The sequence below is a fragment of the Antarcticibacterium flavum genome, assembly GCF_006159205.1.
In the GTDB taxonomy this organism is placed as follows: domain Bacteria; phylum Bacteroidota; class Bacteroidia; order Flavobacteriales; family Flavobacteriaceae; genus Gillisia; species Gillisia flava.
Genome location: NZ_CP040812.1, coordinates 183,992 through 204,006 on the forward strand (window position 1 = coordinate 183,992; position 20,015 = coordinate 204,006).

Genomic DNA, 20,015 nt, shown 5'->3' on the forward strand with positions numbered 1-20,015 from the left:
TCAATATGCTCTTAAATAAAAGAATATCCATTGTCAATTTTATTAAAACCATAAAGTTTGATATTGTATTTATTGTATCTTATGCTGTAGCTGTGGGTATTTTGGACCAATATGGTTTTTTGTCAAAAATCTCTATTCCAATTGGTGTTACTGCTGTTTTTGGCACTGCGGTAGCTTTGCTTTTGGGTTTTCGAACCAATCAAGCTTATGAGCGCTGGTGGGAAGCCCGTATTATATGGGGCGCAATTGTGAATGATTCCCGAACACTGGTCAGACAATGTGTTTCATTTTTCAAAAGGAGCAACGGGCAGTACGATATTTTGGTCAATGAAATGACCAACCGTCAAATAATCTGGTGCTATGCATTGGGTGAATCATTGAGAAAACTACCCTTTTCCCCCAAAGTTAAGGAATACCAAAAATCTTATAAGTTGGAGTCTTTTAATATTCCAAATACTTTATTGTCAGAACATTCTGAAACTTTGCTAAAAGCAAAAGAAAACGGTATGGTCAATGATTTTCAGCAGGTACAAATAGACAGTACCATAGCCAGATTATGTGATTCTATGGGCAAGTGCGAACGTATAAAAAACACGGTCTTCCCCAAAGCACATAGTTTATTAATCCATTTAATCATTTATGTATTTGCCACAATGTTACCATTTGGTCTGTCAGACCAATACCTGGCGGTGGAAATAAGTCTAACTATTGGAATACCGATTATTTTCGTTGCCATTGAAAAAACATCCATTTTGATGCAGGACCCTTTTGAAAATCGACCTATGGACACCCCTGTAACCGATTTGGCTACAACTATTGAAATAAATCTTAAACAAATGATAGGGGATGAGGATATTCCGATCAAAGAAAAAGCGAGCGAATATTATATACTGTAAAGGGTCAACTTTAAAATTTTATAAAATGAAAAAACTAAAAATGAAAATTCCCGTAATCCTTCCACAGGTACCGGACGAAAAAGATGCCTGCATCAACAGGATCATCGACAAATTAAGTGGACGTGAAGGCATTGACAGTGTACACATATCCGATGAAAAACCGGACGGTATACCGCAACTCTGTTTCCATTATGACCCTGATGTCATTTCCCTTGATAGAGTAAAGTCCTTGGCAGAAACCACGGGAGCCCAAATCACGGATAAATTTGGGCATAGGCTAATAGCCGTGGAAGGGATACGCCACACCCGTCACGCCCGAACCATCGAGAAAGCAGTCAAGGAGGTCGATGGAGTTCTCGAAGTTTCCGCATCCGCTTCTGGAATGGTACGTGTGGAATTTGATAAAGGCATTACAGGATTTGGGGCTATTAAAAAGAAAATAGAAAAACAAGGGCTTACCATTATTGAACCTTCCGTTGATACAGAAACGTATTTACAAAAAATGGAAGTTTCCAACGGTGAAGAAAAATCTGAAGATACTCAAGACAAGGAGGAAAATCAACACGTTGGCGAGAGCGAAGACCACGTTCATAAAGACGGCGAAGAACACAACCACAAGGAGGGTGAAAGTGAGGCACACGCCCACGGTGGTATTTTTGGCAAGAATACCGAACTTATTTTTGCCATCATTTGCGGTACGCTTCTGGGTATTGGTTTTGGCCTTTCCTACGTAGAATCAATACCGGATTGGGTTAGCTTATCTTTATACGTCGGTGCTTACTTTTTTGGAGGGTACTTTACGGCGAAAGAGGCTATACAGACCGTAGCCAAGGGCGGCTTTGAAATCGACTTCTTGATGTTGGTTGCCGCCATCGGTGCCGCAGCTCTGGGCGAATGGGCAGAAGGTGCCTTGTTGCTGTTCCTGTTTAGTTTGGGGCACGCCCTTGAACATTATGCAATGGAAAAGGCCCGAAAGTCCATTGCGGCACTGGCAGATTTAGCACCAAAAACGGCATTGCTGAAAAAAGATGGCAAGACAGAAGAAGTCGGGATTGAAAAATTAAGTATAGGCGATATCATTGTGGTCAAGCCCAATAGTAAAATATCCGCAGATGGCGTCGTGGTCAATGGAAAAAGCAGCGTCAACCAGGCACCTATTACTGGGGAAAGTGTACCCGTGGACAAAATTCCCGTGGAAGATACGAGCAGGGACTATTCGGCAGACGATGATATCAAGGACGAAAATCGGGTATTCGCTGGAACTATCAACGGTAATAACACGCTGGAAATAAAGGTAATCAAGGAAGCCAAAGACTCTACACTATCCCGACTGGTCAAACTGGTTAACGAGGCGCAGACCCAGAAGTCCCCTACCCAACTGTTGACCGATAAGTTTGAAAAATACTTTGTACCATCCGTACTGATACTGGTGGGTATCCTGCTCTTTGCCTTTCTGGTCATTGATGAACCGTTTAGTGCAAGTTTTTACCGTGCAATGGCGGTATTGGTAGCCGCCAGCCCCTGTGCACTGGCCATTTCAACACCAAGTGCTGTATTAAGCGGGGTTGCAAGAGCGGCTCGTGGCGGGGTACTTATCAAAGGTGGGCGACCGCTTGAGGATTTGGGGGTCATTACGGCTTTGGCTTTTGATAAAACGGGCACGCTTACAGAAGGCAAGCCCAAACTTACCGATGTAGTACCATTAGGGGATATTGAAGAAAATGAACTGTTAAAGATAGCTGTTGCTGTTGAAAATTTGAGCGACCACCCTTTGGCCAAAGCTGTCGTAAGGGATGGGAAAGAGCGTCTGAAAGGTACTGATATTAACGATGCGTCAGATTTAGAAGCGGTTCTCGGAAAAGGTATCAAAGCGTCCTTGGGCAAGGATAAAATCTATATTGGAAACCTTGACTTGTACGAAGACCTCGATGAAGCAAAACCATCCGAAGAAATATCGAATAAAGTAAAAGAACTTGAAAGCGACGGAAACACGACGATGCTTATAAGAAGGAACAAAGAATATATCGGTATCATCGCCCTGATGGACACCCCACGGGAAGCGGCCAAGGAAACACTGAAAAAATTAAAGGAAATCGGTATCAAGCGGATGATAATGCTAACCGGGGATAATCAAAAGGTTGCCGACGCCGTTGCTAAAGAAATTGGATTGACCGATGCTTGGGGAAGCCTGTTGCCGGAGGAAAAAGTGGATGCCATAAAAGAATTAAAGGAAAAGGAATCCAAGGTGGCAATGGTGGGAGATGGTGTAAACGATGCGCCTGCGATGGCAAACAGTACCGTAGGTATTGCAATGGGTGCAGCGGGCAGTGATGTGGCTTTAGAAACCGCGGATGTTGCCCTAATGGCCGATAAATTGGAAACCCTGCCCTTTGCCATTGGCTTAAGTAGGAAAGCAAAGGCCATAATCAAGCAGAACCTTTGGGTAAGCCTTGGGGTTGTGGCACTTCTGATACCAGCCACCATTTTGAGCTGGGCAAACATAGGAATAGCCGTGGCATTTCACGAGGGGTCTACCTTGGTAGTCGTGGCCAATGCGCTGCGCCTTTTGGCTTATAAAAAAGATTAGAAAAATTGGGACATAGAAGAACCTGGTTTTTTGAAAGAATATTAAATGACAAAGACGGAAAAAACATTATTGGCTAAAGGGATTCGACCTACTAAAATGAGGTCGAAGATATACAAGTTCCTAAAAAGGAAACAAAGTGCCGTGTCCTTTTCCGATTTGAAAAAGGCCTTTGTTCAAAAGAGCGAAACCAATAAAACAGCAAACAGAACGACCTTTTATCGCAATCTCAAGATTTTTGAGGATAAAGGGTTGATTCATCAGATTAATGATGGGGTCGGAGTGGCAAAATATGCGATTTCTGATGAAAACGCCAAAGGTAAATACGGTACAGATTTACATATGCACTTTCATTGTACCGATTGTAGGAAAACAATCTGTTTACCAAATAAAATATCGGAAGAGAGCTTGCCAGACGATTATGAAGTGAACGATGTGAACCTTGTATTGAAAGGAATTTGTGAAAAATGCAGAAAAAAATAACAGGTGGGAGTACTTGAACCTTGAACCCTTGCGCCCAATGGTCCAGTTCAGGTTTCTTCCACCCTCTTTAACTACAAAATATGACAGAACTAAAAAAATCATTATCAGAAGGCATCATAAGGGCGGAAGAATGGTTTTATGATTTAGAAGGATAATACTTAATTAAAAACTATATAAAATGTTACAGATAATCGAGTTAAAAGAAAAAAATATTGTTGCAACAAAAGCTTCGGGAAAATTGAGAAAAGAAGATATAGAAAAAATCCATCCACTTATCCACGCTATACTGGACAAGGGAATGAAAGTCCGTTGGTATTTTGAGATGGTCAACTTTACGGGTTGGGATTTACCTGGTTTATGGGAAGACCTGAAAATGGACACAGCCCACGCCACGGACTATGAAAAAATAGCAATGGTAGGAGATAAAAAATGGCAGAATTGGATAACCCAATTTATGAAACCTTTTACCAACGCCGATATTAAGTATTTCAATTTAGACCAAAAGGAAGAGGCCAAAAGTTGGATTGAAAGCCTGTAAAGTTTATAACTGTAAAAGACAAACGATGAATAAAAAAAACATTCTTATTACCATTTTAATTGGGTTTGCAGTAGGTGTTTTTATCCTTCAACCTTTTGGAATAACAATTTTCACGTTTAGCAGACAGAATTATGAAATTAATTGGTGGCAATATTTAATAAATAATTTCATTGAAATTTTGAATATCAATGGGAATCAAATTTTTGAGAACACTCTGTTTGGCTTATTAGGTGCAAGTGTTGCGCTGATTTATTATTTCGGTAAAAGAGAAAAGGATATAGATAACAAGTAGCGGTAAATCGTTATAGGAATGAGCGAAATTTTTTATTTAAATAAGTTAAGTGAAAACTTAATTAATAGCAGGCAGCTTTTATGATGCTTTTTAAAGCAAAATGATTAATAGCATTAAAAGCAAAAGTAGAAGCTGCTTTTTTAAATTATACAAGTAAAGATGGGCATTATGAATATTAAACATTGTTTTTTAATAATCTTGTTGGTTAGTTATTATAAGGTAAATGCCCAAAAAGTTTATACAACTGAAGAAGGTCATATTATGATGATGACTTTGGTTGACAATAAACCCGTCAAGGCAGAAAGCCATAAATTGGCACTATATCTTGATTATGATTCCAAAGTGGTCAATGGTGTACTCGACCTTAAGACTTTATCAACAGATAGTCCTAAAATCAATGCCCTTTTAGAACAGCGGGAAGACCCTTTAATACTACGATTTACTGGCACAATTCCATCACAAGATTTTTTATCAAAACGGCACGACCCTATCAACTTTAATTGGCTGATAGATGTTACTTATCAAGGGAAATCCTTTAAATCACAATTTAAAGCAACCATTACCCATATAGAACAAGGAGTAAGTATGTCCTGCCTGATAAGTGCAACCGGACAATTATTGGTTTCAAATACTGGTTTGGATTCCTTAATAAAGGGTATCGATGATACCATAGAGGTGCAGTTTGCCCAATTGGTGTTGAGATTGGAATGACTGTGAATTTAAATAAAATTATAATTTAAATAAATGAAAAAGAAAAAGCAAAATTCACAGCATATAAATGACAGCGAAAATTGTTGCATTGGCAATGATGGTAGCCATAACAGTAATGACAACGCAAGTACTTTTAAAATTTATTTGCCCGCTACATTCAGCTTTGTAATGCTGATAACTGGAATTATCGTTGATTATCTGGAGATTTTCCCGCATTTTTCCGATTGGATAAGGATTGTTTGGTATGTTATGGCCTATATTCCTGTTGGATTTCCAGTTATAATTGAAGGCTGGGAAAGTATTAAAAAAGGAGATTTCTTTACGGAATTTCTTTTGATGTCAATTGCCACAATAGGGGCATTCGCCATTGGCGAATATCCTGAAGGTGTTGCCGTGATGCTATTTTATGCCGTGGGCGAATTGTTCCAAAGTGCCGCGGTTAAAAAAGCCAAGGGAAGCATCAAGGCATTACTGGATGTACGACCTAATGAAGCCTTGGTCTATAGGAACAACAATTATGTTTCTGTAAATCCAGAAACCGTTGCCATTGGCGAAAAAGTACAAGTTCGTGTGGGCGAAAAAATCCCTTTGGATGGTATTTTACTTTCTGAAAAAGGCTCGTTCAATACAGCGGCTTTAACGGGCGAAAGTAAACCCGATACCATTGCAAAGGGAGAAAAAGTATTTGCGGGAAGCATAAATTTGGACGGTGTAATTGAAATAGAAACCACCAAAGAATTTAAGGACAGTTCTATTGCACGAATCCTCGAAATGGTTCAGAATGCCACGGCACGTAAATCGAAAACAGAATTGTTTATTAGAATATTTGCAAGAATTTATACGCCTATTGTAGTGTTCTTGGCGATTGGGTTAACATTTTTACCTTACTTTTTTGTGGATGAATACGTGTTTAGCGATTGGTTATACAGGGCATTGATATTCTTGGTCATTTCCTGCCCGTGTGCTTTGGTAATCTCTATTCCGTTGGGTTATTTTGGTGGATTGGGAGCAGCATCCAAAAATGGGATTCTCTTTAAGGGCGCATCCTTTTTGGACGAAATGACAAAAGTAACCACGGTTGTAATGGACAAAACCGGAACTGTGACCAAAGGTGTTTTCAAAATTAAAAATGTCGTCGTAAATAATGGGTCATTGAGCGAAGCCGAAATGATGAAATACCTGATGGCGATGGAAGAACAATCAACACATCCCATTGCCAAGGCCATAATGGAATACAAAGCTGATGGCGAAGATTTTCAGGCAACCAAAGTAACTGAAGTTGCAGGAAAAGGATTAAAGGGAACGGTCAATGGCAAAATTGTTTTAGTTGGGAATAAACCATTGATGACTTCAAATAATATTGAAGTTCCATCTGAAACCGACAACATTGTAGAATCCGTTGTGATGGTTTCTATTGAAAACAAATTCGCTGGCTATGTCATCATTGCAGACGAATTGAAAGCAGATGCCCACGAAGCCATCAAACAAATTCGAGAATCCGGTATTTCCAAAATCATAATGCTTTCCGGCGATAAGGATTCCATAACCCAACAAGTGGCAAAAGAAATGAGTATTGATACTGCAAAAGGCGGTTTGTTACCAGAAGATAAGCTCAACGAAGTTGAGCATTTGAAAAAACAATTTAATACTAAAGTAGCCTTTATAGGCGATGGCATCAACGATGCACCGGTTTTGGCAGCGAGCGATGTTGGCATTGCAATGGGTGGTTTGGGCAGCGATGTGGCGATAGAGACCGCAGATGTAATCATCCAAACAGACCAACCAAGTAAAATAGCTAGAGCCATAAAAATAGGACGTTCTACAAGACGCATCGTTTGGCAGAATATTGGGTTGGCCTTTGGTGTAAAAGCAGTGGTTTTGGTTTTGGGCGCAGGTGGTCTGGCAACGATGTGGGAAGCAGTTTTTGCCGATGTAGGCGTGGCCTTGTTAGCCATTCTGAATGCGGTTCGATTACAGAAGATGAATTGGAAATAGTATAAAAGAATGTCTCAAAATAGAAGAAATAGAAGAAACAAAAAAAATCGGAAATCATCGAATACCGACATCACAAAAATAGATAAGGTCAAAGGTATTCTTATGATAATCCTTATGGTAATAGCCGCATTTCTGCTTTATTTTTTTGTACTAAAAGGAAATATTCATAAGCATTAATGAATTAAGAGGATATAATATTCAAGCGTTTTGTGTGGCTACAAAAATTGAATTGGAAATGATTGATAAAGAGTAAAAATGATATTCTATGTCGGAAAATAGACGGAATAGACGAAATAAAAAAAGCAATAAAGTACCCTCTGTAAAAAATAGCATTACCAAAAAAGATAAAATAATTTGGATTAGTATTCTAATCGTTGTTATCGTGTTAATCTTCTTTGTACTGTTCTTGCAATTCCTAAAGTACTTTATATCTGTTTAATTGATTGGTTTTAACTTTCTCAATTTAACTGTTACTAACAATTTTAAACGCAACACTATTGTACAATACGAAATGATAATAATGATACCGAAAATAAATGGTTACAAATTACGACGATATATTAAAAAATTTAGACAATAAACTAGATATTCTTGAAATAGAAGAACAAGATATTTTACTCAAAGCTGAAAAAGGGATTAAAATTGCAAAACAGACCCTTAAATCAATTAGAAGTATCGTAGTTGATTATGAATTTGAAACCAAATTAGAGGAAATTCATTTCTTTAAATGTACTAAACCAAAAATTTATAGCAAACTTATTTATTACGTAAAATTATTTAACATTGAAAGTAAAAGACCCAGGGGAAGCAATAAATCGCAAGTAAAGTATTTGAACAATTATATCGAAAAACTTCAAACTTACTTTAACGACAATCTTGACTTTTACCATTATTACCGCAGGGAAGCTGCCGTGTTTGATGAGCAGTATTTTTTAAGAGGTAAAGCAGATATTAGGTTATTCCCAGACTCATTTCACTTTTTTGTTGATGAAGAGTTTGCAACAAGTCACGATAGTACCGTAGCCACGATTTTAGCTTACGACCTGTTGATTGTGCACCTAAAACGAGAGATTGATAAATTGGAAAATAATGGAAATTATGCAAATTTAAGAATGATACAAAGAAAGCCAAAAATTACGTGGACGGCACACAAAATATACTTAATTGAACTAATTTACGCTTTGCACAGTACAGACGTCATAAATAATGGGACTGTTGACATTAAAGATATTGCCTATTTTGTTGAAAAAACGTTTAAAGTGGACTTGGGCGATTATTACAGGGCTTTTTTGGAAATACGGATGCGTAAAAATGGGAGAACCAAATTCTTGGATATACTAAAAAAGCAGTTGACCAAACGGATGGATGATACTGATAACGTAAAATAAGACACCCAAGATGCTTCAACTTGGGTGTTTCTTGTTTTATGGAAAATCTCATTTTATTTGGTGGTTTTTAGATAGGGTATTTTTTCTGAAGAAGTACCAAAACCCTCTATTGTATTACATTGAAAATGAGAGAAGAAAAACACCCAAGTAGGCCTAACTTGTGAATAAAATCCAGCAAACTACCCCAATTTTGTAGAACGAAAGTCAAATCAGGTCAGGGGCTATCATTTTAGATGAAAGCAAAACGGTAGTCCCTTTCTTTTAATCCGTTCTATTATGCCCACAAGTATTATTACCACAGACGACCTTCGAGAATTCAAAATGGAACTGCTCGATGATATCAAGGAACTACTCAATAGCCAATCTGGTCATATTACCAAAAGGTGGCTAAAATCCCCTGAAGTAAAAAAGCTTTTGGGAATCTCTTCTGGCACGTTACAGAATTTAAGAATTAATGGCACATTGCCCTACACCAAAGTAGGGGGTGTACTCTATTACGATTACGAAGAAATAATTAGCGTAATGGAAAATAATAAAGTTCATAACAAATTCTAAATCGTTTTGGAGCAGGTCAATTACATTAAGCACCTAAACGCTGTATTCTTACAATTCTCAAAGGATAGCCGTTTAAATCCCACGCACATAAGTTTGTACGTGGCATTGTTTCAATTATGGAACAACTATCACTTTCCGACAGAATTCTATATCAATCGAGAAGAAGCGATGCGGTTTTCCAAGATTGGTTCAAAAACTACCTACCATCGCTGCATCAAAGAACTACATCATTGGAAATACCTATTATACGAACCCTCACATAATCCATTTAAAGGCAGCAGAATCAAGATGTTCAATTTTGGGACAAGTGATGGACAAGCTCTGTACCCAAACCCTACCAATATCGGGACAAGCAATGGACAAGCGGTGGTATCTATAAACAAACATATACAAACAGGAAAAAACAAAGCAAATGATACTAAACTTGACAAGCCAAAAAATGAAAATGAAGTCATTGATTTTTTTGAAAAGGAAAATTGGCCAGAATTGGAAGCCAAAAAATTTTACAACCACTACCAAGGCATCGGTTGGAAAGTAGGTGGAAAAACAAAAATTGTCGATTGGCACGCCACAGCTCGAAACTGGATGATAAAGGCCGAAGAGCTAAAAGAAGAAAAAACAATGGTTGCAGTTAGCCAAAATACGGACAACCTAAAGACAAGTTCCAACAAAAATTATAATGAACCATTATGAATCCCCACAAACCACATATCATTACCGAGGGTAGCGTTCAATACACCTTGGGAGAACTGAAAGACAATCAAATGCTTTATGATTTTGATAAAATGCTAATTTATCTCAATGCCAAAGGAAAACTACTTTTTGGCAAGAAATTCAAAATTTTTGAAGAAGACCGTGATATTATATTCAAGCTCTGTAATTATTTTATCAGGGATGAAGCTAATTGCAAAAAATTAGACATCGACCGCGATAAAGGGATTTTGCTTTCTGGTCCTGTTGGTTGTGGAAAAACCAGTTTAATGAAACTGTTACGCCATATTGTGCCACATCAGAAATCGTATGAGGTTATACCCACACGAAACATTGCCTTTGCCTTTAATAATATTGGGTACACCATCATTGAAAATTACGGCGACAAAAAGTTTTATTGTTTTGATGATTTGGGTGTAGAACCCACCGGAAGGCATTTTGGAAAAGATTGTAATGTAATGGGCGAAATCTTACTTTCACGTTATGATTTATTTTTAAGTCATAAAACTAAAACACACGCAACTACAAACCTCAATGCTAAAGAACTGGAGGAACGTTATGGGAATAGGGTACGTTCAAGGATGCGACAACTGTTCAATTTAATTGCCTTTGATAAAAGCAGTCGTGATAAAAGGGATTAAATCTAATTTTGGTTTTCTTCCTCTAAAAGAAGTAGTTCGTGTATCATATCGCTTTCATCCAAATATTGAGCCAACCATTCTTGTTGGGAAAGCCAATTGATATACTCTTTATCAGATTCCCAAATAGCTTCAACATATTCCCCTCTATATTTACCGAAACTAAATTTCGTTCCAGAATCTTGTCCCTCAACTTCAGTATCGAACAATTTGTAATAGGTTTCTAATAAACCTTCTTCTCTACACCTGTAATACAGCCATTGTTTTTTATAGCCTTTGTATTGCCTTCTTTTTTCAAGATATTTTACCTTTTCAACATCAGATAAGGCCTTAAATGAATTTCGTTTGGTTTTTGGTTTAAACAACCATCCAAAAGTCATCCCCAAAGTATTTTGAAGTACGTTCAAAAAGAAAATTGCAATTGCTCTCATTTTATTTGCACTAGAGTTTATAACACTCTAATTAGGCCTAATTTACGAAAAAAGACCAAAATTTTGACTTCCAGAAGTAAAGATATATTCTTAATAAAATTTTAACAATTTGTAGGAAACCGTAAGAATTTAAAAAGACATTTCAGTATATTTATAGGCGATTACGCTTAAAATATTAATGTTTAAAAAGCTAATGGGTTTTCATTGGCTTTTTTTGAATAAAATAACGTCAAAAAATGTGGAATGATAACGAAACAAACTCTGATTTTATCGACTATCAGCATCTTGTAAATGCTGTAACAAGCATTGTAAACAATGTCAATCTATTGCCTTGTAGTATTGGTGTTTTTGGCGATTGGGGAAGCGGAAAGTCGAGTCTTATGAGAATGGTTGAAGAGACCTATTTAGGGTATCCGGTTGGCCAAGTACATCTGGTGTAAACTTAAGATAAATTCTAGCTTGCCTCCAAAAAAGAGATGGATAAGCAAGCCTATATGTTTGAGTTAATTCAGGAATGGGAAGTTAGTGGTTTAAGTAAAAAGGATTTTTGTCAAAAGCATGGGATCATTCGGAGTAATTTTTATTACTGGATCAAAAAATGGAAGAACAGCAAATCGGAAGCTCCGGAAGGATTTTTAGAGATCACTCCAGGTAAAACGGATTCCTTCCACGCTCAATATCGACTGAAATATCCTAATGGAGTACAGCTAGAAGTCTCCGGGATTGGTTTAAACCAATTAGCGGCTCTTGTAAACCTGTAATCCATGTTTAGTTTAAGTTCCTCCAATCGGTACTACCTCTTTAGCCAGCCTTGCGATATGAGAAAGGGTTTTCAGGGCCTATCGGGACTGGTCACCGCCAAGATGGGAAAGAATCCCATCAGTGGCGATGTTTTTATATTCATCAACCGCAGGGCTACCCATATCAAACTCCTGCACTGGGAATTCGGGGGCTTTGTGATTTATTATAAACGTCTTGAGAAAGGAACGTTCTCGCTTCCCAAAGTGCTCCAGTCAGGAAGTGTTAGTTGGAGTCAGCTGGTGCTGATGATCGAGGGGATCAAGGCAGAAAAGCTGCGTCACCTTAACCGGTACAATCCTCCTGAACCCCCTGATTTTACTGATAAAAACACAAAATAATTGTTGTAAAAAAGCAGGGAAATCTGTACTTTTATGCTATGGAAAAATCCCTGGAAACCCTTTCAAAACAACAGTTGTTGGCCCTTTTAGAAGAGCAATCAGCGCAGGCGACATTCCATAAAAAAGAGCTTCAAAAATCTCAGCAAGAATTAAAACAAAAGACTAAGGAATTAAAGCAAAAAGACAAGGAACTTGCCCGGGCTGATGAGCATCTTCGCAGCTATTTGAGTAAGTCCGGAGTTCTAGAGGAAAAAGTGGCCTACCTGGAGAGCCAGCTGGAGATGTTCCGAAGGATGCAGTTCGGTCAGAAACGCGAGCGTTTTGAAGATAAGGAACAGTTGGCTTTGCCTTTTGAGGTTACTGCCCAGGAGCTTGAAAAACGAGAAGAAGCCTTTACAGAAAAGATTACCTACCAGCGTAAGAAGAAAAATGCCACTCATAAAGGGCGTCAGCCGCTTCCGGATCATCTTCCGGTAGAGGAAGTGAAGATCTATCCTAAGGGAGATATCTCTCAGATGAAGTGTATCGGTCAGGAAGAGACCGATGAATTGGAATACGAGCCTGCACGATTTTTTATTCGCAGATATATCCGGTATAAATACGCTCACAAATCCGGAGAAGGGGTGATCATCGGAGAACTTCCTGAGCGGGTGATCGATAAGGGTATTCCAGGATCCGGACTGGTAACTTCTCTATTAGTTGATAAATACTGTGACCATATGCCGCTTCACCGTCAGCTCGAACGTTTTAAAAGAGAAAAGGTCCCCATCCCTCCCTCTACTATGAATGGCTGGTGTGCCAGAGGGATCGATCGGATTGTTCCGCTCTTTGAAGAACTCATAGCCGATGTAAAATCTCAAGGCTACTTGCAGGTTGATGAAACAACAATAAAGGTGCAGGATGAGGGGAAAAAAGGAAAAACTCATCTGGGATATTATTGGGTATATCACAGTCCCATCGATGGAAATGTAGTCTTTGACTACCAGCCTGGCCGTGGGCAAAAGGCACCCGAAGCCATGCTTAAAGATTTTAAAGGCTACCTTCAGACAGACGGCTATGCGGTCTATGATCATTATGCTAAAAAAGAAGAGGTCACCCATTTAGGATGCTGGGCCCATGCCCGTCGTTATTATGAAAAATCGCTGGATAATGACCCGGAAAGGGCAACCCGTGCCTTAAAGGAGATCCAAAAAATATACGCTATTGAAAGAAAAATCAAAGAGGCAAATCTTAGTCCAGAGCAAATTAAAGAGGTGCGCCTTAAAGAAGCATTACCAGTAATTAATGAACTGGGGAAATGGATGACTCAGCAGCTTAAGTTTACCTTGCCCAAAAGTCTGATAGGAAAAGCACTTGCCTATAGTGTATCTAGGTGGGATGCGCTGTGTGCTTACCTGTATGACGGAAATTTATTTATAGATAATAATCAAATTGAAGGAAAAATTCGTCCGGTTGCTGTGGGAAGAAAAAATTACTTATTTGCAGGATCTCATAAAGCTGCTCAGAGAGCTGCGGCAATCTATTCCTTCTTTGCTATTTGTAAAAAGCACCAGGTGAATCCCTATGAGTGGTTAAAATATACCTTGGAAAATATCATGACCATCAAATACAAGGATATTAAGAATCTCTACCCCCAGAATTACAAAAAATTACAGCTGGGTAAATAAGCAAAAACTACTTACAAAATTATACTCTATTTACCGCGGCGTATTTAGCCGACTGCATACTATTTAGGGGACAAAGATGTTTTAATTATCAACTTTAATGGATGGTTATTTGAAGGGTATGAAGATACCAAAACCGTTTTGATGGGCAGGATAGTTAACGAAATAATCAAAAAAAGAAAACCACAGGATAAAGCATTAAAAATTGCAGCAAAACTTCTAAAAAAAATAGACTTACTTAAAATTGGACAATCTGCTGTTAAGCATGGAGCTGGTTTTATGTTAATGGGGCCAGCAGGACTTGCCTTAACTACTACATCAGACATCTTAAGTAAGTTGTCCAATGCCGATTATGAAGAGTATATAAAAAAGCAAAATGAAAATACTGACCCTGACGAAATCCTTAAAAATGACATTCAAGAATTCCATCTAGCATTTGAAGAATTAATTAAGGAAACCAATTTAAAAAAAATAGTAGTGTTAATTGATGATTTGGATAGGTGTTCACCAGATACAGTCATTGGAACACTTGAAGCCATTAAATTATTCTTATTTGCGAAAAATACTGCTTTTGTAATTGGGGCGGATGAACGACTCATTAAACATGCAGTTAGAAGAAGGTTTCCAGAAATACCAGGAGACAATACTGAAGTGGGACGTGATTATCTGGAAAAACTAATTCAATACCCAATAAGAATTCCACCCCTTAGTGACCTAGAATTGACAACTTACATCAATCTATTATTCACTAATTTATATACGGACATCGGAGAATTTGAACATATCAGGATAAGTGTTTTAGAAGAGAAAAATAAAGACCAATTTGGTTTTACGTTTAGATTAGAAAATGCGAATGAATTTGTTACTGAAGTCAACGAAAATCTAAAAGAAGCGTTGCTTCTCTCTGCCCAACTTGTATCGGTTCTGGCAGTAGGTCTTAATGGTAACCCCAGACAGACAAAAAGATTTTTAAACACTCTTTTGTTAAGACACCAGATGGCCAATTCCAAAGGAGAAAATCTTGATAAACGTATTTTGGCAAAACTAATGCTCTTGGAATACTTCAAGTCAGAAACGTTCAAAAGTTTTTATCAACAACAAGCAAAGAACCAAGGAATTATTACCGAATTAAAATTGATGGAAGAGTTAGTACTAGAAAATAATGATGAAAAATTAGATGAACTGCCAGTAGAATTTCAAAGTTATTTACAAGATTCTTGGATTAGACAATGGCTATCTTCAGAACCCAATGTCAGCGAGGTAAATTTACAATCCTATTTTTATTATTCAAGAGACAAATTATCCGTTTCTGGGACTAATATCCAAAGAATGAGTTCTCAAGCTCAAGAATTATTTATAAAACTCTTAAATGATTCTGAAACTATCAGAAGCTTGGCCTTAAAAGAAGTAAGGTCTCTTAGCGATGGGGATTCATCAGCGATATTTGAATCTCTAGCAGAAAGAATGAAAAATGAAGGAGAACAGAATGGGGAATCACCAACCATAAAACGTTTAATAGATTTTTGTAACGTCAGAAATGAACTAATCTCTCAATTATTAAGTTTGATTGATAAATTACCGCACCAAGTTTTACCACTTAGTATTACCACTTGGCTTCAAGGAATTTCCGAAAATACTTCGCACGAACCTACAGTTAATAAAATGATAAAAGACTGGAGTAAGAGTTCAACAAATAAGCGTTTGGCAGGAATCGCCAAACGTAAATTAAAAAACTTGTAATAAATTATGGGAACTTCTGCATCAGGTACTGGACCAAAAGGAAAAACACCATTACTACCCAGTTGGGCAACTGACTCTGACAATGCCCCAGAAACAGACGAGAAAAACAATCAGCAATCGGATGACACTTTAAATGAAACAGTAGATTCAAAACCTGAAACAGTACCAACACAAAAATTATCAGGCACAAAAAGTATACTCACAAGAATTTCTAATGGAGGTAGCGGTTCTAGTTTTAAAACTTTTGCTAAATCATATATAAAGTCATCTGGTGGTAGTAGGGCAGCCACAAAATCTTCAATTGCTGGAATTAACGTTGGTAGAAATTATCTTGGTTTTTTGAGCGGAGTTTCAAAAGAAGGCTTTAATGAAACTTTACAAAAATATGACTTATCTGATTGTATAGGTAAATCTAGTGAGGAAGTTATTGCAAAAATTGCTGATAGAATTGCCCCAACGGGTAGTACTAATGACGAAGCAATCGCACGTGCAGCCATAATGATAACATTTGACCGACTCTATGAAAAAATCCTTGATAGTGGTAGAGATATAGAATCACTAGACAGTATTAACTCAGAAACATTGTCTGATACCGTAGTTGAATTTGTGAGTGCTTATATCTTCAAGAAATGGGTTTATGAAGCTGGAATTGCTCTTGAAAGAAATGATTTATCTGAAAGCGAAGCAATTAAATTGGAAAATGAAATGCGTTTTTTTATAAGAGATGAAGTAAAAAACGGATTTAAAAAAGCTGATATTTCTAAAATAGATTTAGCTCAAGGAGAAGGAAAAAAAATAATAGAGGACATATTTGAACTCGCATATTCAACACTAGAAAAATGAGTATTTGGCACATAATAATAAAAAATAATGAGAAGGATACTTTTGATGTAAAAGTGTCTGCTTCAGAAGAAAAGTATATTTTAAACACCGTTCAATTAGGAAATGACCCATCCGCTTTGGGAACTAATATTTTCAAAGAATTACGTTTGGCAAAAATAGAACCAAAAGATGAAGTTTTAGATTTATTGCATCTTTCCCTCGGAATTTACACTACTGACCAAGTGGTTTCCAGAAAAGCTCATGGCTTTCAAGAATGGAGTCGCCACTTCAAAATATATATGCCTGTTTCCTCTTTGGACAAATGGGAAAATGCAAAAGAAGATTTGCAGAAATTACTATCGTTTTTAAGTGGAGATAAATGGGAAATTTACTTTAGAAAAAACATAATTACAGAAGGAAAACAAATTAAACTCATTAAAAACCACAACCCTAATAAAATAGAAAAGGTCGCTTTATTTTCTGGTGGAATGGACTCATTTATTGGAGCCATTGACCTATTAGAAAACAAAAAGAAGGTAACCTTTGTTAGTCACTATAAAAGAGGAGCTGATAAAAGTGCTCAAACTATGCTGTATGAAAATTTAAGAAAAAAATATGGCGATGAGTCTTTCTCTAATTATCAATTTTATGTGCAGCCAAATCAACAGCATGCCAAAGCTTCAAAAGAAGAAAGTTCTAGAGCTAGGTCTTTTTTGTTTTTGTGCCTTGGTCTAATAGTGGCAAATACATTAGAAGAAACTATTGACTTCATTATTCCCGAAAATGGCTTAATCTCTTTAAATGTTCCTTTGACTGGAACTAGACTTAGTAGTCATAGCACAAGAACTACACATCCATACTACCTATCTACATTTAAAAAAGTGATTTCCGAATTAGGGATAAAGAATAAAATTAACAATCCATATCAATGGAAAACCAAAGGCGAAATGATGGTTGAATGCAAGAATCAAAAATTGCTAAAAAAACTTAATCATGAAACACTTTCTTGCTCTCATTCAGAAAATAGTAGGTATTCAGGCATGAGACCAGGAATTCAATGTGGATATTGTGTACCATGCATTATAAGACAATCAGCAGAAAAGAAAAGTGGTACTACCGGAACTGAATATGTACACAATATAACTCAAAATGTTCCTTCACAAAAACTGGTTTCTGGCAGTGACATAAGGGCATTCAAACTATCTCTAAAGCGTTTAGAAAACCGTCCAATAAGAAGCATAATGTTTGATATTTTGAGTTCTGGCCCTTTACCGTTTGAAAGTAAGCAAGAATTAGATAAATATATAGATGTTTATCAACGTGGAATGAATGAAGTAAGAGATTTTTTAGAATGAAATATCATGACACTCATTTTCATCTGGACTTGATGTCCAATCCGATTGATATTGTAAATCAAATAGAGAAATCTAAAGTTTACACAATCGCAGTAACGAATAGCCCCAAAGTTTATTTTTATACAGAAAATATTACAAAAAACACTAAGTATATAAGACCGGCTCTTGGATTGCATCCTGAATTAGTTGGAGAAAGACATCAGGAAATTGATAAGTTCATTTCACTTTTAAGTAAGACAAAATATATTGGAGAAATAGGACTAGACAATTACAACAAATCGCCTGTAGATTATAAAAGACAGGTTCAAGTTTTTGAGAAAATAATATCAGAATGCACAAATTTTAGCGATAAGGTTTTGACGGTTCATAGTCGAAAAGCCGAAAATGATTTACTGGATATTTTTGGCAAATCGTTCCCTGGGAAAGTTATTCTACATTGGTACTCAGGCTCTATCAAAAACCTTGAAATTGCGGTATCCCGTGGATATTACTTTTCGATAAACTACCAAATGACAAAATCTAAAAACGGACAGAAGATTATTGATAGTATCCCTATTAATCAAATTCTATTAGAAACGGACGGTCCTTTTACATCATTAGGCTCAAAAAAATTCACCCCATTAATGGTTGACAGTATCCTAGATAAAATTTGTCATTTAAAAAAGGATTATAATTCAGATAAACTAAAAAACGTGATTTTAAATAACTTTTACGACCTGATTCAGAATTGATGGTTTTTAGGGGTTATGCTATTTACGAGTACTAACAATCCACCTATTAATATCTTTTATTTCTTTTTTTAGTTCTGATAAGAGCTTTTTCAAACTCTTCACAATCTCAATAAGTATTTCCTTCATAATCCAGTATTAAAATAGTTACACAATCCCATTAAAATGGCCAATGCCATAGCTCTTATATTTTTGGGTTTTAAAAAATAATCCGCTTCATCAGTATTCGTAACAAAGCCCATTTCAACGAGTATCGAAGGGCGATATGTAGTATTCTCTCGTAGCACTTGAAAATTTGAAAATCGGACAGCTCGTTTTTTAAAACCTAATTTTTGGGTGCTTTCTTTCAAAATGGACAATCCCATTTCGATAGATTTTTTTATCAGCACTTCTATGTCATTGGTATTATGTACATAAACATCTATCCCTTTTGAAGAAGTATTAGAAGCATTGCAATGTAATGATACAAACACATCAGCCTTTAAGCTTTCAGCTAATTGGCTTCTGTCCGATAAGGAAATTAAAGTGTCCTTATATCTAGTTGAGTAAATGTCAAACTTGTTATTTATAAGGGTTTTATTTAGCCTTATAATCTCATTTGCAATATCAAGCACAACATCCTTTTCTTGAATACTATTTGTGCCAATTGCACCAGTATCTTTTCCACCATGCCCAGGATCGATGATAATCACTTTTTGTTGACCGAAAATCACACAGAAATGTAGCATCAAAATCACAAAACTGACGTTTTTAGGCTTTATCCTCTTCCAAAATTTTAGAGTTATTAACATAGCACTTCTCGATTTTCATAAAATTTGATACCAATTCGTATCAAATAAAAACAATTGATGTCAAAATTTATTTTATTCACAAATTACTGATTATCAGTTATTTGCGTTGTAATATACACTATTTTTCAAATATCAAAATTGACGTAAAATTTAAATCACCTTGATTATGAAAAAATCACATTATGTAACCATCTTATCATTACTTATTTCAAGTACGACTTTTGCACAAATTGGAGGTATCGAAGATTCCGTAAACGATGTTTCCGATACTATCCGAACCATTTTCCCTATTATTCTGGGCGTTATATTCTTAATTGGCTTTCTATTCAATGCAGGACACTTCTTTGGCGAAAATGCCGATTTAAAAAAAGGTATTACCCGTGTATTGGTCTTTGTATTGATTGCGGGAGCAGTCGTGGGCATCTTTACGTACCTCATTAGCATCGTAGTGTAATGAAACGATTCGAGGTCTATAAAAACATACGCAAGCGAGCCGTGATTATGGGTCTGCCCATATCATTGTTCGCTTTAATGATGACCGTTGTTATCGGTTC

The 20,015-nt window shown here is 36.8% G+C and carries 22 protein-coding genes; 20 read left to right on the plus strand and 2 right to left on the minus strand.

Translation table 11 applies throughout. The features are described 5' to 3' along the window. Positions 1-5 precede the first annotated feature (5 nt). The 11 genes from FHG64_RS00790 (at position 6) to FHG64_RS00845 (ending at position 10,794) form a co-directional block, all read left to right on the plus strand. Positions 6-896: a bestrophin family protein gene (locus FHG64_RS00790; protein WP_139064648.1), complete on the plus strand. Its 891-nt coding sequence runs from the start codon at positions 6-8 to the stop codon at positions 894-896. A 25-nt stretch (positions 897-921) separates the two neighbouring features. Further along, positions 922-3,483, plus strand: coding sequence for a heavy metal translocating P-type ATPase (locus FHG64_RS00795; RefSeq protein WP_026775385.1), 2,562 nt, complete (start codon positions 922-924; stop codon positions 3,481-3,483). Positions 3,484-3,528: 45 nt separating this feature from the next. Beyond that, positions 3,529-3,963, plus strand: coding sequence for a Fur family transcriptional regulator (locus FHG64_RS00800; protein ID WP_139064649.1), 435 nt, complete (start codon positions 3,529-3,531; stop codon positions 3,961-3,963). Positions 3,964-4,141: 178 nt separating this feature from the next. Next, positions 4,142-4,501 carry a SpoIIAA family protein gene (locus tag FHG64_RS00810; protein WP_025743380.1) on the plus strand — a complete coding sequence of 120 codons (360 nt, stop codon included), beginning with the start codon at positions 4,142-4,144 and terminating at the stop codon, positions 4,499-4,501. A gap of 25 nt (positions 4,502-4,526) precedes the next feature. Beyond that, positions 4,527-4,793, plus strand: a complete 267-nt coding sequence (locus FHG64_RS00815; protein ID WP_025743379.1) for a hypothetical protein — start codon at positions 4,527-4,529, stop codon at positions 4,791-4,793. Positions 4,794-4,961: 168 nt separating this feature from the next. Continuing rightward, the gene (locus FHG64_RS00820; protein WP_025743378.1) at positions 4,962-5,504 is read left to right on the plus strand and encodes a hypothetical protein; all 543 of its coding nucleotides are present in this window, start codon (positions 4,962-4,964) and stop codon (positions 5,502-5,504) included. Positions 5,505-5,537: 33 nt separating this feature from the next. Continuing rightward, the gene (locus FHG64_RS00825) at positions 5,538-7,499 is read left to right on the plus strand and encodes a heavy metal translocating P-type ATPase (RefSeq protein ID WP_025743377.1); all 1,962 of its coding nucleotides are present in this window, start codon (positions 5,538-5,540) and stop codon (positions 7,497-7,499) included. Between the two features lie 536 nt (positions 7,500-8,035). After that, entirely contained in the window at positions 8,036-8,887 is an 852-nt protein-coding gene (locus FHG64_RS00830) for an RteC domain-containing protein (RefSeq protein ID WP_025743376.1), read from the plus strand. A gap of 276 nt (positions 8,888-9,163) precedes the next feature. Then, a complete protein-coding gene (locus FHG64_RS00835; protein WP_025743375.1) occupies positions 9,164-9,442 on the plus strand; it encodes a helix-turn-helix domain-containing protein in 279 nt (92 codons plus the stop codon). A gap of 6 nt (positions 9,443-9,448) precedes the next feature. Beyond that, positions 9,449-10,135 carry a hypothetical protein gene (locus FHG64_RS00840; RefSeq protein WP_025743374.1) on the plus strand — a complete coding sequence of 229 codons (687 nt, stop codon included), beginning with the start codon at positions 9,449-9,451 and terminating at the stop codon, positions 10,133-10,135. Then, a complete protein-coding gene (locus tag FHG64_RS00845; protein WP_110355858.1) occupies positions 10,132-10,794 on the plus strand; it encodes a P-loop NTPase family protein in 663 nt (220 codons plus the stop codon). The genes FHG64_RS00840 and FHG64_RS00845 overlap by 4 nt, the downstream gene beginning before the upstream one ends. A gap of 2 nt (positions 10,795-10,796) precedes the next feature. On the opposite strand, the gene FHG64_RS00850 is transcribed toward FHG64_RS00845, so the two are convergent. After that, positions 10,797-11,222 carry an exodeoxyribonuclease X C-terminal domain-containing protein gene (locus FHG64_RS00850; protein ID WP_025743372.1) on the minus strand — a complete coding sequence of 142 codons (426 nt, stop codon included), beginning with the start codon at positions 11,220-11,222 and terminating at the stop codon, positions 10,797-10,799. A 236-nt stretch (positions 11,223-11,458) separates the two neighbouring features. Here FHG64_RS00850 and FHG64_RS19955 point away from each other — a divergent pair, with 236 nt between their 5' ends. The 8 genes from FHG64_RS19955 to qatD all read left to right on the plus strand — a co-directional run bounded on the left by FHG64_RS19955 (position 11,459) and on the right by qatD (position 18,673). After that, positions 11,459-11,662, plus strand: a complete 204-nt coding sequence (locus FHG64_RS19955; protein WP_139064651.1) for a P-loop NTPase fold protein — start codon at positions 11,459-11,461, stop codon at positions 11,660-11,662. Between the two features lie 36 nt (positions 11,663-11,698). Beyond that, positions 11,699-11,983, plus strand: a complete 285-nt coding sequence (tnpA, locus tag FHG64_RS00860) for an IS66 family insertion sequence element accessory protein TnpA (RefSeq protein WP_139064652.1) — start codon at positions 11,699-11,701, stop codon at positions 11,981-11,983. Positions 11,984-11,986: 3 nt separating this feature from the next. Further along, a complete protein-coding gene (gene tnpB, locus FHG64_RS00865; protein ID WP_139064653.1) occupies positions 11,987-12,361 on the plus strand; it encodes an IS66 family insertion sequence element accessory protein TnpB in 375 nt (124 codons plus the stop codon). Between the two features lie 38 nt (positions 12,362-12,399). Beyond that, complete coding sequence (tnpC, locus tag FHG64_RS00870) at positions 12,400-14,028, plus strand: IS66 family transposase (protein ID WP_139064654.1); 1,629 nt, start codon at positions 12,400-12,402, stop codon at positions 14,026-14,028. Positions 14,029-14,115: 87 nt separating this feature from the next. Then, complete coding sequence (locus FHG64_RS00875; RefSeq protein WP_246054390.1) at positions 14,116-15,765, plus strand: KAP family P-loop NTPase fold protein; 1,650 nt, start codon at positions 14,116-14,118, stop codon at positions 15,763-15,765. 6 nt (positions 15,766-15,771) lie between these two features. Beyond that, positions 15,772-16,608, plus strand: coding sequence for a Qat anti-phage system associated protein QatB (gene qatB / locus FHG64_RS00880; protein ID WP_025743370.1), 837 nt, complete (start codon positions 15,772-15,774; stop codon positions 16,606-16,608). After that, positions 16,605-17,942, plus strand: a complete 1,338-nt coding sequence (gene qatC / locus FHG64_RS00885) for a Qat anti-phage system QueC-like protein QatC (protein ID WP_025743369.1) — start codon at positions 16,605-16,607, stop codon at positions 17,940-17,942. The genes qatB and qatC overlap by 4 nt, the downstream gene beginning before the upstream one ends. Further along, positions 17,939-18,673, plus strand: coding sequence for a Qat anti-phage system TatD family nuclease QatD (qatD, locus tag FHG64_RS00890; RefSeq protein WP_025743368.1), 735 nt, complete (start codon positions 17,939-17,941; stop codon positions 18,671-18,673). The genes qatC and qatD overlap by 4 nt, the downstream gene beginning before the upstream one ends. A gap of 122 nt (positions 18,674-18,795) precedes the next feature. On the opposite strand, the gene FHG64_RS00895 is transcribed toward qatD, so the two are convergent. After that, complete coding sequence (locus tag FHG64_RS00895; RefSeq protein WP_025743367.1) at positions 18,796-19,461, minus strand: N-acetylmuramoyl-L-alanine amidase family protein; 666 nt, start codon at positions 19,459-19,461, stop codon at positions 18,796-18,798. 166 nt (positions 19,462-19,627) lie between these two features. Between FHG64_RS00895 and FHG64_RS00900 the strand changes: the two genes are divergently transcribed. Continuing rightward, entirely contained in the window at positions 19,628-19,915 is a 288-nt protein-coding gene (locus FHG64_RS00900) for a hypothetical protein (protein WP_025743366.1), read from the plus strand. Positions 19,916-20,015: the final 100 nt, after the last annotated feature.

Bases quoted from the DNA above. Each gene is read 5' to 3' on its own strand.
- FHG64_RS00790 (WP_139064648.1), top strand. From the start codon at position 6: ATGCTCTTAAATAAAAGAATATCCATTGTCAATTTTATTAAAACCATA.
- FHG64_RS00795 (WP_026775385.1), top strand. From the start codon at position 922: ATGAAAAAACTAAAAATGAAAATTCCCGTAATCCTTCCACAGGTACCG.
- FHG64_RS00800 (WP_139064649.1), top strand. From the start codon at position 3,529: ATGACAAAGACGGAAAAAACATTATTGGCTAAAGGGATTCGACCTACT.
- FHG64_RS00810 (WP_025743380.1), top strand. From the start codon at position 4,142: ATGTTACAGATAATCGAGTTAAAAGAAAAAAATATTGTTGCAACAAAA.
- FHG64_RS00815 (WP_025743379.1), top strand. From the start codon at position 4,527: ATGAATAAAAAAAACATTCTTATTACCATTTTAATTGGGTTTGCAGTA.
- FHG64_RS00820 (WP_025743378.1), top strand. From the start codon at position 4,962: ATGAATATTAAACATTGTTTTTTAATAATCTTGTTGGTTAGTTATTAT.
- FHG64_RS00825 (WP_025743377.1), top strand. From the start codon at position 5,538: ATGAAAAAGAAAAAGCAAAATTCACAGCATATAAATGACAGCGAAAAT.
- FHG64_RS00830 (WP_025743376.1), top strand. From the start codon at position 8,036: ATGGTTACAAATTACGACGATATATTAAAAAATTTAGACAATAAACTA.
- FHG64_RS00835 (WP_025743375.1), top strand. From the start codon at position 9,164: ATGCCCACAAGTATTATTACCACAGACGACCTTCGAGAATTCAAAATG.
- FHG64_RS00845 (WP_110355858.1), top strand. From the start codon at position 10,132: ATGAATCCCCACAAACCACATATCATTACCGAGGGTAGCGTTCAATAC.
- FHG64_RS00850 (WP_025743372.1), bottom strand. From the start codon at position 11,222: ATGAGAGCAATTGCAATTTTCTTTTTGAACGTACTTCAAAATACTTTG.
- FHG64_RS19955 (WP_139064651.1), top strand. From the start codon at position 11,459: ATGTGGAATGATAACGAAACAAACTCTGATTTTATCGACTATCAGCAT.
- tnpA (WP_139064652.1), top strand. From the start codon at position 11,699: ATGGATAAGCAAGCCTATATGTTTGAGTTAATTCAGGAATGGGAAGTT.
- tnpB (WP_139064653.1), top strand. From the start codon at position 11,987: ATGTTTAGTTTAAGTTCCTCCAATCGGTACTACCTCTTTAGCCAGCCT.
- tnpC (WP_139064654.1), top strand. From the start codon at position 12,400: ATGGAAAAATCCCTGGAAACCCTTTCAAAACAACAGTTGTTGGCCCTT.
- qatB (WP_025743370.1), top strand. From the start codon at position 15,772: ATGGGAACTTCTGCATCAGGTACTGGACCAAAAGGAAAAACACCATTA.
- qatC (WP_025743369.1), top strand. From the start codon at position 16,605: ATGAGTATTTGGCACATAATAATAAAAAATAATGAGAAGGATACTTTT.
- qatD (WP_025743368.1), top strand. From the start codon at position 17,939: ATGAAATATCATGACACTCATTTTCATCTGGACTTGATGTCCAATCCG.
- FHG64_RS00895 (WP_025743367.1), bottom strand. From the start codon at position 19,461: ATGTTAATAACTCTAAAATTTTGGAAGAGGATAAAGCCTAAAAACGTC.
- FHG64_RS00900 (WP_025743366.1), top strand. From the start codon at position 19,628: ATGAAAAAATCACATTATGTAACCATCTTATCATTACTTATTTCAAGT.